Annotated in this window: 19 protein-coding genes; 17 read left to right on the top strand and 2 right to left on the bottom strand. The window is 43.5% G+C overall.

Features of this window, described 5'->3' with window-relative positions; translation table 11 throughout:
• Positions 1-6: 6 nt before the first annotated feature.
• The 9 genes from G5B11_RS11510 (at position 7) to G5B11_RS11470 (ending at position 9,119) form a co-directional block, all read left to right on the top strand.
• Entirely contained in the window at positions 7-1,995 is a 1,989-nt protein-coding gene (locus G5B11_RS11510; RefSeq protein ID WP_158421790.1) for a CoB--CoM heterodisulfide reductase iron-sulfur subunit A family protein, read from the top strand.
• On the top strand, positions 1,986-2,429 hold the full coding sequence (locus tag G5B11_RS11505) for a hydrogenase iron-sulfur subunit (RefSeq protein ID WP_158421789.1): 444 nt from the start codon (positions 1,986-1,988) through the stop codon (positions 2,427-2,429). Before G5B11_RS11510 ends, G5B11_RS11505 begins: the two co-directional genes overlap by 10 nt.
• Positions 2,417-3,391, top strand: coding sequence for a 4Fe-4S dicluster domain-containing protein (locus G5B11_RS11500; RefSeq protein WP_158421788.1), 975 nt, complete (start codon positions 2,417-2,419; stop codon positions 3,389-3,391). The genes G5B11_RS11505 and G5B11_RS11500 overlap by 13 nt, the downstream gene beginning before the upstream one ends.
• Before the next feature lie 3 nt (positions 3,392-3,394).
• On the top strand, positions 3,395-4,438 hold the full coding sequence (locus G5B11_RS11495; protein WP_158421787.1) for a 4Fe-4S dicluster domain-containing protein: 1,044 nt from the start codon (positions 3,395-3,397) through the stop codon (positions 4,436-4,438).
• The gene (locus tag G5B11_RS11490; RefSeq protein ID WP_158421786.1) at positions 4,435-5,289 is read left to right on the top strand and encodes an FAD/NAD(P)-binding protein; all 855 of its coding nucleotides are present in this window, start codon (positions 4,435-4,437) and stop codon (positions 5,287-5,289) included. Before G5B11_RS11495 ends, G5B11_RS11490 begins: the two co-directional genes overlap by 4 nt.
• Positions 5,290-5,331: 42 nt before the next feature.
• Positions 5,332-6,006, top strand: coding sequence for a 2Fe-2S iron-sulfur cluster-binding protein (locus G5B11_RS11485; protein WP_158421785.1), 675 nt, complete (start codon positions 5,332-5,334; stop codon positions 6,004-6,006).
• A gap of 12 nt (positions 6,007-6,018) precedes the next feature.
• Positions 6,019-7,641 (top strand): FAD-dependent oxidoreductase, encoded by a 1,623-nt coding sequence (locus tag G5B11_RS11480; protein WP_158421784.1) that lies wholly within the window; start codon positions 6,019-6,021, stop codon positions 7,639-7,641.
• Positions 7,642-7,715: 74 nt separating this feature from the next.
• Complete coding sequence (locus G5B11_RS11475; protein ID WP_158421783.1) at positions 7,716-8,558, top strand: fumarate hydratase; 843 nt, start codon at positions 7,716-7,718, stop codon at positions 8,556-8,558.
• The gene (locus G5B11_RS11470) at positions 8,559-9,119 is read left to right on the top strand and encodes a Fe-S-containing hydro-lyase (protein WP_173728261.1); all 561 of its coding nucleotides are present in this window, start codon (positions 8,559-8,561) and stop codon (positions 9,117-9,119) included.
• Between the two features lie 79 nt (positions 9,120-9,198).
• Here G5B11_RS11470 and G5B11_RS11465 read toward each other — a convergent pair whose 3' ends face one another.
• Positions 9,199-9,732 carry a TetR/AcrR family transcriptional regulator gene (locus tag G5B11_RS11465; protein ID WP_158421781.1) on the bottom strand — a complete coding sequence of 178 codons (534 nt, stop codon included), beginning with the start codon at positions 9,730-9,732 and terminating at the stop codon, positions 9,199-9,201.
• 137 nt (positions 9,733-9,869) lie between these two features.
• On the opposite strand from G5B11_RS11465, the gene glgB reads away from it, so the two are divergent.
• Positions 9,870-11,663, top strand: a complete 1,794-nt coding sequence (gene glgB, locus G5B11_RS11460; RefSeq protein WP_173728260.1) for a 1,4-alpha-glucan branching protein GlgB — start codon at positions 9,870-9,872, stop codon at positions 11,661-11,663.
• 66 nt (positions 11,664-11,729) lie between these two features.
• Here glgB and G5B11_RS11455 read toward each other — a convergent pair whose 3' ends face one another.
• Positions 11,730-12,101, bottom strand: a complete 372-nt coding sequence (locus tag G5B11_RS11455) for a metal-dependent transcriptional regulator (protein WP_158421779.1) — start codon at positions 12,099-12,101, stop codon at positions 11,730-11,732.
• A 314-nt stretch (positions 12,102-12,415) separates the two neighbouring features.
• On the opposite strand from G5B11_RS11455, the gene G5B11_RS11450 reads away from it, so the two are divergent.
• The 7 genes from G5B11_RS11450 (at position 12,416) to G5B11_RS11420 (ending at position 20,804) form a co-directional block, all read left to right on the top strand.
• A complete protein-coding gene (locus G5B11_RS11450; RefSeq protein ID WP_244092992.1) occupies positions 12,416-14,875 on the top strand; it encodes a methyltransferase domain-containing protein in 2,460 nt (819 codons plus the stop codon).
• Positions 14,876-14,936: 61 nt separating this feature from the next.
• Positions 14,937-15,842, top strand: coding sequence for a LysR family transcriptional regulator (locus G5B11_RS11445; RefSeq protein ID WP_173728258.1), 906 nt, complete (start codon positions 14,937-14,939; stop codon positions 15,840-15,842).
• A gap of 25 nt (positions 15,843-15,867) precedes the next feature.
• On the top strand, positions 15,868-16,812 hold the full coding sequence (gene nikB / locus G5B11_RS11440) for a nickel ABC transporter permease (RefSeq protein ID WP_173728257.1): 945 nt from the start codon (positions 15,868-15,870) through the stop codon (positions 16,810-16,812).
• A complete protein-coding gene (nikC, locus tag G5B11_RS11435; RefSeq protein ID WP_173728256.1) occupies positions 16,809-17,681 on the top strand; it encodes a nickel transporter permease in 873 nt (290 codons plus the stop codon). Before nikB ends, nikC begins: the two co-directional genes overlap by 4 nt.
• Positions 17,682-17,688: 7 nt before the next feature.
• Complete coding sequence (locus G5B11_RS11430; protein ID WP_173728254.1) at positions 17,689-19,224, top strand: ABC transporter substrate-binding protein; 1,536 nt, start codon at positions 17,689-17,691, stop codon at positions 19,222-19,224.
• Positions 19,225-19,243: 19 nt separating this feature from the next.
• Positions 19,244-20,044 carry an ABC transporter ATP-binding protein gene (locus tag G5B11_RS11425; protein ID WP_173728252.1) on the top strand — a complete coding sequence of 267 codons (801 nt, stop codon included), beginning with the start codon at positions 19,244-19,246 and terminating at the stop codon, positions 20,042-20,044.
• 1 nt (position 20,045) lies between these two features.
• Complete coding sequence (locus G5B11_RS11420; protein WP_173728250.1) at positions 20,046-20,804, top strand: ABC transporter ATP-binding protein; 759 nt, start codon at positions 20,046-20,048, stop codon at positions 20,802-20,804.
• The last annotated feature ends 194 nt before the right edge of the window (positions 20,805-20,998 follow it).

Raw genomic sequence — 20,998 nt, 5'->3', positions numbered from 1 at the left:
AGACTGGTGCAGAGAATAGGTGTATTTGTATGTCACTGTGGTACCAATATCGCAGCCACAGTAGATGTAAAAAAAGTAGTTGAAATGGCAAAAATGGAGCCAGGAGTAGTCCATGCAGAGGATTATCAGTATATGTGCTCTGAAGCAGGACAGTCCAAGATCATTAATGCAATTAAAGAGAAACATCTGACAGGAGTTGTAGTATGTTCCTGTTCCCCACGTATGCATGAGGCTACTTTCCGCAAAGCAGCGGAAAAGGCAGGTCTGAATCCATACATGGTAGAGATCGCAAATATCCGTGAGCACTGCTCCTGGATCCACAAAGATATGGAGGAAGCAACCAAGAAAGCTGTGATTCTTGCAAGAGCAGCCATTGCAAAGGTTAATCTGGATGCGCCTCTTCAGCCAGGAGAGAGTCAGGTTACAAAAAGAGCCCTGGTGATCGGCGGTGGTATTGCCGGTATCCAGTCTGCACTTGATATTGCAGATGCAGGATATGAAGTGGATATTGTGGAAAAGCTTCCAAGTATTGGTGGAAGAATGTCCCAGCTGGACAAGACATTCCCAACCCTGGACTGCTCCGCATGTATCCTTACCCCTAAGATGGTAGAAGCTGCAGCTCATGAGAAGATCAATATCTATACATACAGCGAAGTTGAGAAGGTAAGCGGCTTTGTAGGAGATTTTACAGTAGATATCCGTAAAAAAGCCAGAAGCGTAGACATGAGCAAATGTACAGGCTGTGGTGTATGTTCCCAGAAATGTCCATCCAAGAAGATTCCTAACGAATTTAACCGTGGACTGAACAACCGTAGTGCCATTTATATTCCTTTTGCACAGGCCATTCCAAATGTACCTGTGATCGATCGTGAGAACTGTATTAAGTTCAAAACCGGCAAATGCGGTGCCTGCGCCAAGAACTGTGCAGCAGGAGCCATTGATTATGAACAGCAGGACGAGATCGTAACAAAGAAATACGGAGCCATTGTTGTGGCAACCGGCTTTGATGTGATCAAGCTTGATCAATATGATGAATATGCTTACAGCCAGAGCAAGGATGTGATCACTTCCCTGGAGCTGGAGCGTTTGATGAATGCAGCAGGACCTACAAAGGGTCATCTGGAGCGCCTTTCCGATGGAAAAGCACCGAAGAATATTGTGTTTGTACAGTGTGTGGGAAGCCGCTGCTCTGATAACAGAGGAAAAAGCTACTGCTCCAAGATCTGCTGTATGTATACAGCAAAGCATGCAATGCTGATCAGAGATAAATACCCGGATACGAATGTGACCGTATTTTATATTGATGTACGTACTCCTGGAAAGAACTTTGATGAGTTCTACAGAAGAGCTGTAGAAGAGTATGGAGTAAATTATATTAAAGGCCAGGTTGGCAAGGTCATTCCTCAGCCGGACGGAACTTTAATGGTACAGGCATCAGACCTTCTGGACAATAAACAGATCCTGATGGAGGCAGATATGGTTGTGCTTGCAGCTGCCATTGAGCCAAATAAAGATGTACGTAAAATCGCAACCATGCTTACTGCAAGTATTGATACCAACAATTTCCTTACTGAAGCCCATGCAAAGCTTCGTCCTGTAGAATCACCAACCGCAGGTATCTTCCTGTCCGGAGTGTGCCAGGGACCAAAGGATATTCCGGAAACCGTTGCACAGGCTGGAGCAGCAGCAGTAAAAGCAATCGGATTACTGGCAAAAGACAAGCTGACTACAAACCCATGTACAGCAAAGGCAGATCCTCTTGCATGTAACGGATGTTCCCAGTGTATGAATGTATGCCCATATGGAGCTATTTCCTATGAGGATGTACAGGTGAATGACCATGGAGTACGTGAGACGAGGCGTGTGGCAGTTGTGAACAATGCACTTTGTCAGGGCTGTGGTGCATGTACAGTTACCTGTCCATCCGGAGCGATGGATCTTCAGGGATTCTCCAACAGACAGATCATAGCGGAGGTAGATGCAATATGTCGATAGAAGCAAAAGAAGAATTCAGGCCTAAAATCGTAGCGTTCTGCTGCAACTGGTGCAGTTATGCAGGTGCAGACCTGGCAGGAAGCAGCCGTCTGGTTTATCCGGCAGATGTAAAGATCATCCGTGTTCCATGTTCCTGCCGTGTGAATCCTATGTTTATCCTCCGTGCTTTTGAAAAAGGGGCAGACGGAGTGATCCTTTGTGGATGTCATCCGGGAGACTGCCATTATACAACCGGAAACTATTATGCAAGAAGAAGAATGACACTTTTGTTCTCCATGCTTGATTTTATTGGTGTGGAAAATGGACGTACCCGTGTGGAATGGGTATCTGCAGCAGAAGGTGTTAAGTTCTCCCAGACCATGAATGAGTTTGTGGAGAAGATCCATTCTCTTGGCAAGAATGTAAGATTGGAGGATATAAGATGCAGGAACTGATTAGCCGTGCAAAAGAGCTGCTGGCAGATAATACGGTAGCCCGTGTTCTTGGCTGGAGAGCCGGAGACCTGCCTTACAATCCTGAAGCAGCATATTTTGAAACACCGGAAAGCCTGGATGAATTCGTTTACGATGGCTTTTGCGGAGCAAATTTAAGCAAGATGATGATCGAAGCTTCCAAGCTGGAAGGAAAAACCCTTGTCTGTCTGAAGCCGTGTGACACATACAGCTTTAATCAGCTGATTAAAGAGCACAGGGTAGACCGTGAAAAAGCCTATATTATCGGTGTAGGCTGTAAAGGTAAGCTGGATGTGGAAAAGCTTCGCAAAATGGGAATCAAGGGAATCCAGAAAATCACCGGAGCAAAGCTTACTGATGATTGCGAGAACCTTGAAATTGAAACAATTTATGGCAGCAAAACTGTTTCCTATAAAGATGCAATGCTGGAAAGATGCCATGTATGTAAGGGCAAAGAGCATATGATCTATGATGAGATCATCGGTGAGTCCAAGGATACAAAAGATGCTGACCGCTTTGCAGAAGTGGAACGGATCGAAGCAATGTCTCCAAAGGAAAGATTTGAATTCTTCCAGAAAGAACTGAGTAAATGTATCCGCTGCAATGCCTGCCGCAATGCTTGTCCTGCATGCAGCTGCCGCAGATGCGTATTTGACAGTACCAAATTTGACAGTGCCCAGAAAGCAAATGTGGATGATTTTGAAGAAAAGATGTTCCACATCATCCGTGCATTCCATGTAGCAGGAAGATGCACAGACTGTGGAGAGTGCAGCCGTGTCTGCCCACAGGGAATTCCTCTTCATCTTTTCAACCGTAAATTCATCAAAGACATCGATCAGTTCTATGGAGAATATCAGGCAGGTGCAGATGCTGAATCAAAAGGTCCGCTTACCAGCTTTACATTTGAGGATGTGGAGCCTGGCATTGTGGCAGAAAGGGGATAATGTATGTATAAGATAAAAAAAGAAAATCTGAAGGCATTATTCCAGATGATTTCTGAAAAACAGGATCTGATCCTTCCTGTAAAAAAAGCAGAGCAAACAAATTTTGCACTGTGGACTGAAGATGCAGATGTGGATCTTACAACCCTGAAAACTGTAAAATCAGGAAAAGATGCTTTTTTCCCACAAAGCGAAACTTTATATACATGTGTACGTGATGGCAAGAAGCTGTCTGTAGAGCCGGAAGCATTAAGAGAGCATCCGTTTGTAGTATTTGGAATGAAAGCCTGTGATGTAAAAGGTGTGGAGGTTCTGGATAAAGTATTTCTGTCTGATCCGGTAGACACTTTTTATGCAGCAAGGCGTGAGCATGGGACTATTGTTGCCATGGCCTGCCATGAGCCGGAAGAGTCCTGTTTCTGCAAGGTTTTCGGTACAGATGCAGCAGATCCGGTGGCAGATGTAGCTGTCTGGATGATTGGTGAAGAGCTTTTCTGGAAAGCTGTTACAGAAAAAGGAAATGCTCTTACAGAAAGCGTGAAGGAGCTTCTTCAGGATGCTGATGCAGCAGATGAGGAGGCAGTTTCTAAGGAAAAAGAAGCAATCCGTACCATTATTGAAAAACTTCCCTATACACACCTTTCCCTGGAGGGTTGGGATGGAAATGCTACAGAAGAAAAATTCAATTCTCCTGTATGGAATGAACTGTATAAACCATGTCTGGCATGTGGTACCTGCACCTTTGTATGTCCTACCTGCCAGTGCTATGACATTAAAGACTATGATACAGGCCATGGCGTAAAGCGTTATCGCTGCTGGGATTCCTGCATGTATTCTGATTTTACGCTGATGGCAGGTGGTAATAACCGTACAACACAGCTGCAGAGATTCCGCCAGAGATTTATGCATAAGCTGGTTTATTTCCCGGCAAACAACGATGGCATGTATTCCTGTGTAGGATGTGGACGTTGTGTGGAGAAATGTCCGGAAGCATTAAATATTGTAAAGGTGATCAAAGCCTTTGAAAAGCAGGGAGGAGAAAAAGCATGAGTGAATGTACCTGCCATAAAAACTACAAACTGGATACTCTGATTCCAAAGGTAGGAGTTATCACCAGTATTAACGAGGAAACTCCGGATGTGAAAACCTTTTGTGTGAATGCACCGGATGGAGGAAAGCTTTTTGAACATATGCCCGGACAGTGTGCAATGCTTTGTGCACCTGGAGTCAGCGAAGGAATGTTTTCCATCACATCTTCCCCTACCAATAAAGAATATCAGGAATTCAGTATTAAAAGATGCGGAGAACTGACATCTTATCTGCACAGTCTGCAGGTTGGAGATGAGATCACAGTGCGTGGGCCTTATGGAAATCATTTCCCGGTAGAGGATAAGCTGAAAGGAAAGAATCTTCTGTTTATCGCCGGAGGTATTGGTCTGGCGCCTCTTCGTTCTGTGATCAATTATGTGCTGGACAATCGTGAGGATTATGGAACTGTGGATATTCTGTACGGTTCCCGATCCGCAGATGACCTGGTTAAGCTGAAAGAGATCCAGAATGTATGGATGAAAGCAAAAGATGTAAATGTATATCTTACCATTGACCGTGAGCAGGAGGGCTGGGACGGACATGTAGGCTTTGTTCCTAGCTATCTGAAAGAAATCGGATTTGATACAAATAAAGTTGCATTGGTGTGCGGACCGCCGATCATGATCAAGTTTGTTCTTCAGGGATTGGAAGAACTAGGCTTTTCAAGATCACAGGTTTATACCACACTGGAACTTCGTATGAAATGCGGAATCGGTAAGTGCGGACGCTGCAATATTGGTTCCAAATATGTGTGCAAGGACGGACCGGTGTTCCGGCTGGATGAGATCGATCAGTTACCTGATGAGTACTAAAGAAGCACTGCGATTACCTACTATAAGAAAGGATCAAACAACATGGAAAATATGGTAAATGTATATTTCTTTGGAAAAAAATACACAGTACCTGCTGATCTTACGATCATGACCGCTATGGAATATGCAGGTTATACCTTAAAAAGAGGCTGCGGCTGCCGTCATGGCTTCTGCGGCGCCTGTGCAACCATGTACAGGATCAAAGGAAAAAATGAACTGAAGACCTGCCTGGCCTGTCAGACACAGGTACAGGAAGGTATGTATGTGGCAAGCATCCCATTCTTCCCAACAGACAAGAGAACCTATGAGATTGATGAGATCCGTCCGGAACAGCGTATTATGATGGAACTTTATCCGGAAATCTACAGCTGTATCGGATGTAATGCCTGCACAAAAGCCTGCACACAGAACCTGAATGTTATGCAGTATATCGCTTATGCACAGCGCGGAGAATTTGAGAAATGTGCAGAAGAGTCCTTTGACTGTATCGCATGCGGCTGCTGTACTGTGCGTTGTCCTGCAGAGATTTCCCATCCAATGGTTGGTCTTCTGGCAAGACGTCTTACCGGAAAATATATTGCACCAAAGAGTGAGCATCTGGCGAAACGTGTAGAAGAGATCCATGAAGGGGCATATGATGAACTGATCGAACAGATCATGCAGAAGCCTATTACAGAAATGGAAGAACTTTACAACCACAGAGAGATTGAGAAATAAGGAGGAAGAGCCATGTTTACACCAGAAATGATGGAATCCGTGAAAAAAGTGGAGGCAACAAGACCTTCACGAATTGGCATGGAACCTAGAAGAATGACAGCTGAAGAGAAGGACACTCTTTTGAAGGCTTTTCATCCGGATTACAGGGAAGAGGCGTTTGCTGAGATTAAGATCGGACCGAATAAAGGCCAGAAAGCTCCAAAAGAGCTGACACATCTTCTCCATTCCAACAGTCGTCTGCTGACAGATAAAGTAGATCTTGATAAAGTAGATTATGACGTAGATGTGCTTGTGATCGGCGGCGGCGGTGCAGGATCTTCAGCAGCAATTGAAGCTCACGAAGCCGGAGCAAAGGTTATGATCGTTACAAAGCTGCGTATCGGTGATGCTAATACCATGATGGCAGAGGGCGGTATCCAGGCAGCTGACAAAGCAAATGATTCACCGGTACAGCATTATCTGGATGCTTTCGGCGGCGGACATTTTGCTGCAAGACCGGAACTTTTGAAAAAACTGGTTATGGAAGCACCGGATGCCATTCAGTGGCTGAATGATCTTGGTGTTATGTTTGATAAAGATGCAGAAGGAAATATGATGACCACCCACGGCGGCGGAACCTCCAGAAAGAGAATGCATGCATGCAAGGATTATTCAGGAGCAGAGATCATGCGTACCCTTCGCGATGAAGTGATCAACCGTCAGATCCCGGTTGTGGAATTTACTTCAGCAGTAGAGCTGATCAAAGATGACAAGGGACAGGTTGCAGGTGCAGTTCTTCTGAATATGGAGACAGGAGATTATATGGTAGCCCGTGCAAAGACTGTGATCATTGCTACAGGTGGTGCAGGACGTATGCATTATCAGGGCTTCCCAACATCCAACCATTATGGAGCAACTGCGGACGGACTTGTACTTGGATACCGTGCCGGAGCACCGCTTTTGTATCAGGATACCATTCAGTATCATCCTACAGGTGTTGCTTATCCGTCACAGATCTTTGGTGCACTTGTTACTGAGAAGGTACGTTCTATTGGTGCTATGCTTGTAAACGCAGACGGTGAAGCATTTATGCATCCGCTGGAAACCCGTGACGTAGCTGCTGCATCCATTATCCGTGAGTGTACAGAAAGAGGAAAGGGAGTAAAAACCCCAATCGGAACCGGTGTATGGCTGGATACTCCGATGATCGAGGAAATGAGCGGTGCAGGTACCATTGAAAAGAGAATCCCTGCAATGCTTCGTATGTACATGAACTACGGAATTGATATGAGAAAGCTTCCGATCCTTGTATATCCTACTCTTCATTATCAGAACGGCGGTCTGGAGATCGGCGGAGACGGATTTACAAAGGTGATCCCAAACCTGCTTGTTGCAGGAGAGGCAGTTGGAGGAATCCACGGACGTAACCGTCTGATGGGTAATTCTCTTCTGGATGTGATCGTATTTGGCCGTGACGCAGGAAAGGCTGCAGCTGCAAGGGTAAAAGAGATCACTCTTGGAAAGATGAATCTTGATCATGTGCAGGCTTATGCCCAGGAACTGGAAAAAGCAGGACTTCATTCTGAGGACGTTTCTCCGCTGCTTCTTCCAAAGTATGCAAGACATGAAGGAACTGTTGACAGTTTTGATAAATAGTAACTATTCAGCAGGCAGTATCTTTGGTGAGTACTGAACAGTTATGATAAATAAAAATCAGGAGAGTGAGTAGTATGCGTGAGATTTTAGCAAGCCAGATCACAGACGTAGTGGAAAAACTTTGCATACAGGCAAATGAGCATCTTCCGGAAGATGTAAAGTGTGCCATCAAAAATTGCCGTGCATGTGAAGACGGAGAGATTGCAAAAGGTGTTTTGGATGATATCATCCAGAACTATGAGATTGCTGACAGTGAATGTGTGCCGATCTGCCAGGATACAGGAATGGCATGTGTGTTCCTGGAAATAGGTCAGGATGTACATATCACAGGCGGAGATCTTCGTGAGGCAGTAGATGAAGGTGTGCGCAGAGGCTATACTAATGGATATCTGAGAAAATCTGTTGTAAAGGATCCTGTCCGCAGAGGAAACACAGGAGACAATACACCGGCTATGCTTTACACAGAGATCGTACCTGGTGAAAACATTAAGATCACGGTAGGCCCGAAAGGCTTTGGAAGTGAGAATATGAGCATGATCCGTATGTTCAAGCCTTCAGCCGGACTTCAGGGAATCAAGGATTTCATCCTGGAAGCAGTTGAGACTGCAGGTCCTAACCCATGTCCGCCAATGGTGGTTGGTGTAGGTATCGGAGGTACCTTTGATAAATGTGCTCTTCTTGCAAAAAAAGCACTGATGCGCCCTATCGATACTGAAAACCCGGATCCATTCTATGCTGATCTTGAAAAAGAAATGCTGGAAAAGGTGAATAAACTGGGAATCGGACCACAGGGCTTTGGTGGAAAAACCACAGCGATCGGTCTGAACATTGAGACAATGCCAACTCATATTGCCGGAATGCCTTGTGCAGTAAATATCAACTGCCATGTGACCCGTCATAAAACGGAGGTGATCTAAATGGAGAGAAGACATATTACACTGCCTCTTACTGAGGAACTGGCCAAAACACTTCATGCCGGAGATCAGGTACTGCTTACAGGAACTATTTATACATCCAGGGATGCAGGACACAAAAGAATGTGCGAAGCACTGGCAAAGGGAGAAAAGCTTCCCTTTGATCCGACGGATGCCACCATTTATTATGTGGGACCTACTCCTGCAAAACCAGGAAAAGTGATCGGCTCTGCAGGCCCTACCACCAGCGGACGTATGGATGCTTATGCACCCACTATGATGTCTGTTGGAGCAAGAGGAATGATCGGAAAAGGTGCCCGTCTTCCGGAGGTTGTGGATGCAATGAAGAAATACTCCGGTGTTTATTTTGGAGCCATCGGCGGTGCAGGTGCACTTCTTGCCAGATGTATCAAGAAGGCAGAACTGATCGCGTATGAGGACCTGGGCGCAGAGGCTCTCAGAAAGCTTTACGTAGAGGATATGCCGCTGGTAGTTATTATTGACAGCGAAGGCAATAACCTTTATGAAGAAGGCCGTGCACAGTATCTGAAGGAGCACGAATAATCTGTGATGCAGGAAAGTGTCTGCAATTAGAAAAGAAGGGACTGTCTGGGAATAGGCAGCTCCTTCTTTTTAACTTTATTTATGTAAATGCAGGTAAAAGTCTGGCAGTGAACTGGGAAATCGAATTGATCACAGAGGCGTCTCCGTACTTGCGGTTTTCATAAAAAGCGTAATAACTCCCATAAAGAAGGTAGGACAACATAATGTTCAGCTGGGGATCCTTGCGATAATCAGGATAGACAGAGAAAACAAGGGCTTTCAAGGCAGATTCCATTTTCTGAACAAGGAACTTGCTGCGGCTTCCGGAAAAAAGGGTACGGATCAGGGTATCTTTAGCCATATATCCCATAAAGATTTCTTTTGTAAAATCAGCAGGATTTTGGAGCAGATTTTCAGGATGGTTGAAATTCTCCATAATCGAATCCACCAGTTCTGTTTCCAGTTGATCAGAAAGATCATAGATATCCTTATAATGGGCGTAAAAAGTGGATTTATTGATCCGGGCTTTTTCACATAATTCTTTCACTGTGATCCGTTCTACTTCCTTGCGTGACCGGATTTCAATAAAAGCATTGATAATGCTTTGTTTTGTTTTTTCAATACGTATATCCATAAAGCAGCCTCCCGACGATTTTTCAAATTGGTTGGATAACCTACATTTCTTTCGGATTGTTGGTGGATAAAAAATCATTTTTATTATACACTAAAATCGAAAAAAAACAACTGGTGTCGGTTTTAATGGAGGAATATATGGATTTTTATAATTTTTATATCGGGAAAGAATTTCAGGCATATGAATTTCTTGGAGCACATGTGTGGGAAAAGGGCGTCACCTTCCGTACATTTGCCCCGGCTGCTAATCGTGTAAGTGTTATTGGTGAGTTTAATGGATGGACAGAAACACCTATGAACCGTATTTATGATGGCAATTTCTGGGAATGCGATATTCCGGGAGTGACATCAGGGCAGATGTACAAATACCGGATTTACAAAAATGATGGTTCTTTTATAGATCACGCAGATCCTTATGCATTTTATTCTGAATTACGCCCAGGAACAGCTTCTGTTACCTGGACATCTAAAGACTACAGATTTCATGATAAAGAGTGGCAGAAAAATGGCAAGGACAGAAAGAATAAACCAGTCAATATTTATGAAATGCATTTTGGATCCTGGAAATGTCCGGAAGAAGGCTCAGGAGAAAGATGGTACACCTATCGGGAGATGGCAGGCCTTATTATTCCTTATCTGAAGAAAAACGGATATAATTATATAGAGGTAATGCCTCTTTGTGAATACCCCTGTGATGAATCCTGGGGATATCAGGGAACCGGGTATTTCAGTCCTACTTCACGTTACGGAAAGCCGGAAGATCTGAAGTATTTTATTGACCAGTGCCACAAAAATGAGATCGGTGTGATCCTGGATTTTGTGCCGGTTCATTTTGCTGTTAATGATTATGCACTGGCTAATTATGATGGAACTGCTTTATATGAATATCCTAATATTGCAGTAGGACGCAATGAATGGGGAAGCTGTAATTTTATGCATTCCAGAGGAGAGGTTTGCAGCTTTTTACAGTCCTGTGCTCTTTATTGGCTGCAGGAATTTCATTTTGACGGACTGCGTATGGATGCTGTTGGCAATCTGATCTACTGGCAGGGAGATAGTAATCGCGGGGAGAATTTATCAGCTCTGAAGTTTTTGAAGACCATGAATCAGGGGCTGAAGGAACGGTTACCGGATGTTATGCTGTTTGCAGAGGATTCCACACCTTACCAGGGAGTAACGAAGGCTGTTTCTGAAGGCGGACTTGGCTTTGATTACAAATGGGATCTGGGATGGATGAATGATACACTTTCTTATTTTCAGTCTTCTCCGGAGCAGCGTAAGGAGCAGTATCATAAGCTGACATTTTCCATGATGTATTTCTATAATGAAAAGTATCTTCTTCCGCTGTCTCATGATGAAGTGGTCCATGGGAAAGCAACCATCGCACAGAAAATGAATGGAGGATATGACGGGAAATTCCCACAGGCAAGAGCCTTTTATATGTATATGTATGCACATCCCGGTCTGAAATTGAATTTTATGGGAAATGAACTAGCTCAGCTAAAAGAATGGAGCGAGGTAGGAGATCTGGACTGGATGCTATTGGACTTTCCTATCCATGAGAAGTTCCACAGATTTATGAAGGAACTGAATCATTGCTATTTGGAACATCCGGCACTGTACAGGCATGACTTTGAAGATAAAGGGTTCCAATGGATCGACTGTCATCAGGAAGAGAAATGCGTATATGTTTTTGAGCGCAGAAGCGAAGAAGAAACAATCCTGGCATTGTTTAATTTCTCTGATCAGACCCAGGAATATCAGATCCGGCTTGAAGAGGAATATGATCTTCTGATGGCAAGTGATATGGAAGTTTATGGCGGCAACAGGAAATATACTAAGAAAGACAAGATTCTCCCAGCAGGGGAAAATGCATTAAAATTATCACCGTTTTCTGCTGTTTTCTACGAGAAAAAAGCAGATCAGGAATAACAGAATAAAAATAGGGTGTCCATCCTGTATAACCACAGGCAATGGGCACCCTTTTGTTTGAGAAAATTATTGCATTTCCGGAGCAAGATGCTTCTTGATCGCTTCAAAACTTTCCTGACTGATCACATGCTCGATCCGGCATGCGTCTGAAGTAGCTGTATCAGGATCTACTCCAAGGCGGATCAGCCATGCAGAAAGAAACTGATGACGCTCATAAATCATATCAGCAATCTGCTGACCGGATGGAGTAAGGTAGATATACCCTTCCGGAGTCACCGTAATGTGATTCTTCTCACGGAGGTTCTTCATGGCAACGCTGACGCTGGACTTCTTAAAGCCCAGTTCTTCTGCGATGTCTACAGAACGCACAACAGGTTTTTTCTTACTGAGAATCAGTATGGTTTCCAGATAATTCTCTGCAGATTCATTGGATTTCATAATGTTTCACCTCAATCTCATATAGCTTTGATACCCCTGGTACAGCGAATGTTAAGGAATCGTGAAGATGGGGTATTTTCTGATGCAGACAGTTGGAACTGCACTTGTTGCATATTTTATTCAGTATACCATACTTCGTGAAGTTCAGCAAATTGTTTTTATGGGTCAGCGGAGCAATAATTTATCCCCCCAGGGGGCTTGCAGAATCCACACCACTTTGCTAACATTTTAACAGATTTTGTGGAAAAGACTGAAATAAGAAATTAAAAATTGATAGAAGAAACAGTTGGAAGAGACTTGTGGAGGAAATACAGTTGACAGAACTGATGAAAGAAATTAAGGATTACTGGAATACACGGACAGAAGGATATTCAGAGGTAAATGAAAAAGAGCTTCTTGGCACACAAAAAGAAGCCTGGCTTATGCTTCTGAAAAATAAATTTCCACAGAAAGCCAGGGAAAGCCTGCGGATCCTGGATATTGGCACAGGCCCAGGTTTTTTTCCTGTGATCCTGGCAGGCGAAGGTTATTATGTGGATGCTGTGGATTACACAGAAGGAATGTTGGAAAAGGCTAAAGAGAATGTGGAAAAGTATCTTGGAAATAAGAAGGATCATGTGTCATTTTATCGGATGGATGCCCAAGATCTGGACTTTCAGGATAATACTTTTGATGTGGTGATCACCAGGAATCTGACCTGGAATCTGCCGGATCCGGTAAAGGCTTATCGGGAGTGGATCCGTGTGCTTTGTCCCGGTGGACAGCTTTTGAATTTTGACGCCAATTGGTACGGATATCTGTATGATGAGGAGAAACGGCTGGCTTATGATAAGGACAGGGAAAATGTAGAAAAGGAAAACCTGGATGATCATTATCTCTGTACAGATATTGATCGCATGGAAGAGATTGCCAGACAGGTTCCATTGTCCGGGAAGCAGCGTCCGTCATGGGATGAAAAGGTGCTGACAGAGCTTCATGCTTCTGTTACAGTTGACACCAATGTATGGAACAGGGTGTGGAGTACAGAAGAAAAACTGAATTATGGATCAACGCCTATGTTCATGATACAGGCTGTAAAACAAGAACTATGGGAAGGTTATACATTAGGTGATCTGACAGTGCAGCCAGGGCATCGGGCACATGGCTTTTTAACCCTTGGCAATGGAGAATTTTCTCTGCCGATAACGGTGATCCGTGGGAAAAATCCGGGAAAGACTGTATTGATCACAGCTGGGATCCATCCAGGAGAATATGTGGGAATCCAGTCTGCTGTAGAACTGGCAGAGGATCTGAATGCAGAGAAAATGTCCGGTACAGTGATCCTTGTAAAAGTGGTTTGCCGAGAGGCTTTTGAGACCAGAAAAGGCAGTGCAGATATGGCAGAGAGTGGAAATCTGAACCGCCTTTTTCCTGGAAAAAGAGAAGGAAAAAAACTGGAGAGGCTGGCTTTTGCAGTGGTTAAGGAACTGCAGGAAAAGGCAGATTACTATATTGATCTGCATAGTGGAGACGATTATGAGGAACTGGCTTCTTATGTATATTATGCAGGACGTGCAGATGCAAGAACTGTGGAAATTTCCAGACATATGGCTCAGCAGGTGGATGTGCCTTATATGGTACAGTCCGATGTAGTTTCCGGTGGTGCTTACAATTATGCTGCCTCCCAGGGAATTCCAAGTGTGCTTCTGGAAAGAGGGGGAATGGGATGCTGGGATGCAGAAGAGGTGCGTTCCATGAAGAGGGATGTACGCACCATTTTGCGGTACCTTGGAATTTATGATGGTCATAAAAGTTATCGCAAGTATTATCCTTTGGAAGTGAAAAATGTTCAGTATCAGGATGCCTCATACAATGGTTTATGGTATCCTGAAAAAAAGGCAGGAGACCTGTTTGAATCTGGTGATGTACTTGGATATGTGCGGGATTATGAAGGGAAAGAACTGGAATGCTGTGTGGCCTATAGTGATGGAGTGATCCTGTATCAGACACGTTCCCTGCAGGTGCTGCAGGATGGCCCCATGATCACTTATGGGCAGATTAGTTACGAAGATGATGACAGGAAGGAAAGAATCACCAATTACTGGACAAAACGCAGTGACAGCTTTTTAAAGCAGCGCAGAGATGAACTTCACAGTCCCCTTGCATCAAGATGGATGAACGAAATCCATAAATGCATGCAGGAAAAGGGAAGAAAATTGAAAATTCTGGATGTAGGTTGTGGAGCAGGATTTTTTTCTGTACTTCTTGCAAAGGAAGGACATAGAGTAACTGGTATTGACTTGACTCCAAACATGATCGAAGGTGCCAGAAGCCTTGCAAAAGAAGAAGGAGTGAGTTGTACGTTCCAGGTAATGGATGCAGAGACACTGAACTTTGAGGATAACTGCTTTGACATGGTGATTTCAAGAAATCTGACCTGGACGCTTCCTAATGCGTCAAAAGCATATGGAGAGTGGATGCGGGTTTTGAAAAATGGCGGTATTATGTTGAATTTTGATGCAAATTACGGACTGGAAGACAGTACAGATACTTCTTTACTTCCTAAGATGCATGCACACAATATGCTGGGAAGTGATATGATGCGGGAATGTGATGAGATTAAGCATCAGCTTCCCATCAGTTCATGCAGCCGACCAGCTTGGGATCTGCAGACACTGGAAACATTAGGTGTAAAAAGAATCTACGTGGATTTGGGCATCAGCAGCAGGATTTATTGTGAAAAGGATGAATTTTATAATCCTACACCAATGTTTTTATTGTGGACCGAAAAGTAACCTGCAGGGATAAGGAAGAAAGACATCCAATCCTGTTCTCACAAAATATATGGAGAAATTTATGGATTTAAAGCAGTTACAATATTTTAAAATATGTGCCCAGACGGGGTCGTTTAGTGATGCAGCCAAAATTTTGTACTCCACACAGCCAAGCGTAAGTAAGGTGATCAAGGGCCTGGAGGATGCCCTTGGAATCCAGCTGTTTGAACGGATACCCAGAGGTATTCGATTAACACCAGTAGGGAAAAAGGTATATCAATATGCCTGTAAAATCACAAATGAAATGGAAGCCCTGGAGAATATGGTTTCCCATGGGATGACAAAATGGATCAGAATCTCCATGAATCCCAGTTCCTGGTTCGCAAATCAGTTCGTTGATTTTTATAATAAAACCAGTGAACGGGGATACCATTTCCAGATTACTGCAGCAGGAGTAAGAGACGTTATGGAACGTGTCAGGGATTATGTGGATGATATAGGCTTTGTTTATATATTAAATCATCAAATGGGGAGTTTTTTGCATGAACTGGGTAAAAATAAAATGGAGTTTGTCATAATGCAGGAAACAGATACCATTTTGTATCCAGGGCAAAATACAGATTTTTATCGTTTAAAGAGAGACAGGATCTTATCGGATGATTTGGAAAAGATGCGGTTCATACAAAATTATCAGGATGAATTTTTTGATATAGGAGCAATTGAAGACAGCCGTTTTAAGTGGAAGAATATGGATATTTCTGTTTTAACCAACAGCGATTATATTATGGAAAAGATGCTGAAGAACAGTAATGTTTCCAATATAAGCGGAAGTTATCTTTCTGAAAATAAAACCGGAACCATGTGGGGAATACCACTGGAACCGGGAAAAAGCAGAGTATGTTTTGGGTATGTGATCCATAAAGACGAGGAGCCGGAAGAATGCATACAGGAATTTCTGGATTTTCTTACCAGTCGATTATCTGAATGATCTATTCAAAAATAAAGGAGCATCCATGACAAAATATATTTTAAAAAGACTGCTTCAACTAATCCCGATTCTTATAGGGATTACCTTTTTATCCTTTGCGATGATGCGTTTGGCAGGTGGGGATGCAGTTACATATATGTATGAAAATGCAGGATCAGCGGTTTCACAGGAAGTGATTGATGCCACCAGAAAAGAATATGGTTTGGATAAACCCTTTCTTGTCCAATACGGAAAATGGTTTTGCGGAATGATTACAGGAGATATGGGAAAAAGCTATGTCTCCAAAAGAGACGTATATGATACGTTTATCGAAAAGCTTCCGTCAACCATTGTGCTTACCGTATCCTCAGTAGTTCTTACAATGCTGATTGCGATTCCACTGGGGATCTATTCTGCAGTAAGACATAACCGATGGGTTGATTATTTGATCCGTTTCTTCAGTTTTATTGGAAATTCTATGCCTAATTTCTTTGCGGCACTGGTGTTGATGTATTTGTTTTCTATTAAGCTTGGCTGGCTGCCTGTCATTACAACGGATAATATGGCTTTGAGCCTGGTTTTGCCAACACTGACGCTTGCGATTTCCATGGCATCTAAATATACAAGACAGGTGCGTACAACGGTTCTGGAAGAACTGAACAAAGATTATGTGACAGGAGCCAGGGCACGGGGCGTAAGAGGAAGTGTTATTATCTGGAAAAATGTTATGAAATCCTCCATGATTACGATCATCACGCTGTTGGCACTGTCAATAGGAAGCCTGTTAGGCGGAACCACGATCGTGGAGACTATTTTTATGTGGGATGGGGTAGGGAAGATGGCAGTAGATGCCATTACAATGCGAGATTATCCCATTATTCAGGCCTATGTGGCATGGATGGCAATTATATATGTGGTGGTCAATTTGATCACAGATATTTTATATCATTATCTGGATCCCCGGGTGCGGCTGGGAGGTGACAGAACATGAAACAGACGGAAAAAGGTGTTATACTCCCTGCAAAGAAAGGGAAGAAGAATCATATTAAAGGAAAGCTATATTTCCTTATTTTTCTTACCTTGCTGTTGCTATTAGTGGCAGCATTTGCAAAGCATATTTGTCCATATGATCCATATGCACAGGATCTTCTACAGGCACAGAAGCCGCCCAGCCTGGCCAATATTATGGGAACCGATTGCTATGGAAGGGATATGTTTTCAAGAGTGCTTGTAGGAAGCACTACCAGTATTTATGCAACACTTTTGCTTGTGTGTATTGTTACGGTGGCAGGAACTGTGATCGGCATGATCTGTGGATGGATCGGAGGACTTGCGGATACTATTCTGATGCGCATTTCGGATCTGTTTCTTGCATTTCCAAGCCTTGTTTTTGCCCTTGCTGTTGCAGGGGTGCTGGGAGGTGGGATCCAGAATGCTGTGATCGCTTTGGCAGTGATCGGATGGCCAAAATATGCCAGACTTGCAAGAGGACTTACACTGACTCAAAAGGATATGCCCTATTTAATGGCTGTAAGACTATCTGGAAGTGGCACCTGCAAGATCATATTCAAACATATACTTCCTAATATATTTGGATCCATTCTGATCACCTCTGTTCTGGATATTGGAACAATGATGATGGAGCTTGCCGGATTGTCTTTTCTTGGACTGGGGGTGCAGCCTCCAATGGCAGAATGGGGAAGTATGATCAATGACGGCAGAAGTATGCTGCAGATCTCACCATGGATGGTGCTGGCTCCCGGACTGGCAATTTTTATTACAGTAATGATTTTTAACCTTCTGGGAGATACATTAAGAGATTATATGGATCCAAAACAAAGAAATAAAAAGAAAGGATAATAAAAGGGTGAAGAAAAAAATATTGGGAGCAGTTTTGACGGGAGCAATGCTTATTGCTGCCACAGCCTCCAGTGTGTATGCAGAGGGAGAAAAAAGCTTTGTGTATGGCACCACCGGTTACAGTGAAGAAATGGGAGATGCAGGCTTGAATCCTCATGATAATTATTCTGGCTGGAGTGCCATCCGTTATGGTGTGGGTGAAACACTTTTTAAGTACAATGACAACATGGAGGTTGAGCCATGGCTGGCTACAGACTATGAATTTGTAGATGATTTAACTGTAAAAATAACTCTTCGTGACGGAGTGAAGTTTTCCAGCGGTAGGGCTATGGATGCCCAGGCAGTAAAGGAGTGTCTGGAAGATCTGATCAGTGTTCACGACCGTGCACCATATGATCTTAAAATTGATCATATAGAAGCTGATGGACAGATTTTGACGATTTATACAACGGAGCCTTGTCCTGCAATCATCAATTATCTTGGTGATCCATATGGTGCCATTATTGATATGGAATATGGTATTCAGGGAGAAGGAGGATCTGCAAATGTAGCAGGAACAGGTCCTTACATTGCTACGAATGTAACACCAACTCAGATCGATCTGACTAAGAATGAAGACTACTGGGGCGGTGATGTAAAAGTTGACAAAATCACGGTGAAATCTTTTGCTGATGGAAGTGCCCTGACAGCTGCATTACAGACAGGAGATGTCCAGGGAACCTATGGTCTTCAGTATGATAATTATGTTTTATTTGATCAGAATCCGGATTATACCATTCATTCCAGTGCCACCAGCAGATGCTTCTTTGGTCAGTTTAATATGGATTCAGAGCTGATGCAGGACCAGAATATCCGTAAGGCAGTTGAAATGGGAATTGACAAAGAAGGTTTCTGCTCAGTCATTATGCAAGGCCGGGGGATTCCGGCAAAAGGAGCATTTCCAAGCAGCTTTTCCTATGGAAATGATGCAGTGAATACAGTGTCCTATGATCCGGAGGAAGCCAAAAAGCTGTTGGAGGAATCTGGCTGGAAGGATACGGATGGGGATGGATATGCAGATAAAGATGGACAGAAGCTGACCATCAACTGGCTTACTTATCCTACTCGTCTGGAACAGCCAAAGTTAGCAGAGTATGCACAGGCTACCTTAAAAGAAATCGGCATTGACCTGCAGGTGAATAATACGTCAGACCACAGAACTTATGCAGAAAACGGAGATTTCGATGTATATGTAAGCTCTACCACCACGGCTCCTACCGGTGATCCGGAATATTTCTTTACCAGTACGGTAACAGGTGCTAAAAATTATGGAAATTATCAGAACGAAGAGGTAACAAAGCTGACAGATCAACTGCACCAGACCTTTGACAAAGAAAAAAGAGGTGAACTGGCAGTGAAGCTGCAACAGCAGATCCTGGATGATGACGCATTTTTCTTTGTATCACATTTGAATATGGGGATCGTAACAAAATCCAATGTGACAGGACTGGAAGCTCATCCATGTGATTATTATGAGATTACTGCAGATCTGGATGTTAATTAAGTGCTAAGAGGGAATTTGAATGGATTCATTGCTTCGTATAGAACATGTAACAGTTTCATATGAAGGTGAAGAAGTGATACAGGATATCAGCTTTGACCTGAAACCAGGAGAGATTCTTGGGATTGTTGGAGAATCAGGAAGTGGTAAAAGTACGATCATAAAGGCAATTACAGGACTTTTGGGACAGGAAGGAATAGTAACAAAAGGAAATATCTGGTATAAGGATCACAATCTTGCTGAAATGAATGAAAAACAGCTGTGTAGATATCGGGGAAAAGAAATCGGTATGGTATTTCAGGACTGCAAATCTGCATTATGTCCTGTGCGCAAGGTTGGAGCACAGGTGTATGAAGCAGTGACAGAACATGAGAAAGTCAGCAAAAAAGAGATTCGATGCCGAGCCAAGGAGATTATGGAAAAAATCGGCTTGCATGATAGTGAACGTGTGCTGGAAAGCTATCCATTCCAGCTGTCTGGTGGAATGAACCAGCGTGTTGGAATCTGTATCGCTATGATCATGCAGCCAAAGGTGCTCCTTGCGGATGAGCCTACCAGTGCACTTGATGTGACAGTGCAAAAGCAGGTTGTTGAAGAATTGCTGTTGCTGCGCAAGGAGTACCATACATCTATGATTATAGTCACACATAACATAGGCGTAGTAAGAAAAATGGCAGATAAGGTGCTGGTGCTGAAAGATGGACAGGTCAGAGATTATGGAGAAACAAAAAAGGTCCTTGAGCATTCTAAGGATAGCTACACCAGGGAACTTATGGGCTCTGTGCTTCATTTGAACCACAGAAAGATTCCGGAGGCAGAGTGAAATGGCAGAAACTGTTTTAAAGGCTGAACATATAAGTAAAAGCTTCATATCTGGCAATAAGCGATTCACTGCAGTGGATGATGTGAGTTTCAATCTGAAACAAGGAGAATGTCTGGGAATTGTTGGGGAATCAGGCTCAGGAAAAAGCACCATTGCAAAAATGATCACCCGTTTGGAGAATGTGTCCCGGGGACAGATATTTTTAGGTGATCAGGAAATTACAAAGGCTAAAGGAAAGGCATTGCGTAGCATATATCAGGACATTCAGATGGTATTTCAAAATCCTGCAGAATCCTTTGACCCAAGACATACCTTAGGAGATGGGATTGGAGAAAGCCTGCGTAATATGGGGATGAATCGCAGAGAAACAAATGAGAGAGTGGAGCTGCTTTTGGAAAAATGCGGGCTTGATAAGGAATTTGCACAGCGATATCCCCATCAGGTCAGTGGCGGTCAGTGCCAGAGGGCAGCCATTGCCAGAGCACTGGCTGTAAAGCCATCCATCCTGATTTGCGATGAAGCTACCAGTGCATTGGATGTGACTGTGCAGAAGCAGATACTGGAACTGCTGATAGAACTAAAACACAATGAGAACCTGACAGTTCTTTTTATCAGCCATGATCTTGCACTGGTGCAGGCATTTTGCGATCATGTTATGGTCCTGAACGGCGGAAAGATGGTGGAATATGGGACAACAGAGCAGGTGATCGATCATCCTAAAACCGATTACACCAGGACATTGATCGAATCTGTATTATAAAAAATATGCAGTAGTTCAGTTACCAGTCAAAATACATCAGCTGGGAGATGACTCCCACCTCTATAGGTGGTGAGAAACAAGCTGGTATCAGTGGTGGGAGTCAATCCCCCAGCTGATATAGCCTCCGGCAGGATTGCAGAGGTGCGCAGGAGAAGTATGTCATGCAATTGCATGACATACTTCTCCTGCGCACC

This window comes from Blautia glucerasea (assembly GCF_013304385.1).
In the GTDB taxonomy this organism is placed as follows: Bacteria; Bacillota; Clostridia; order Lachnospirales; family Lachnospiraceae; genus Blautia_A; species Blautia_A ammoniilytica.
Note: the sequence above shows the minus strand (reverse complement) of the source record. Positions and strands in the feature narration are given on the sequence as shown.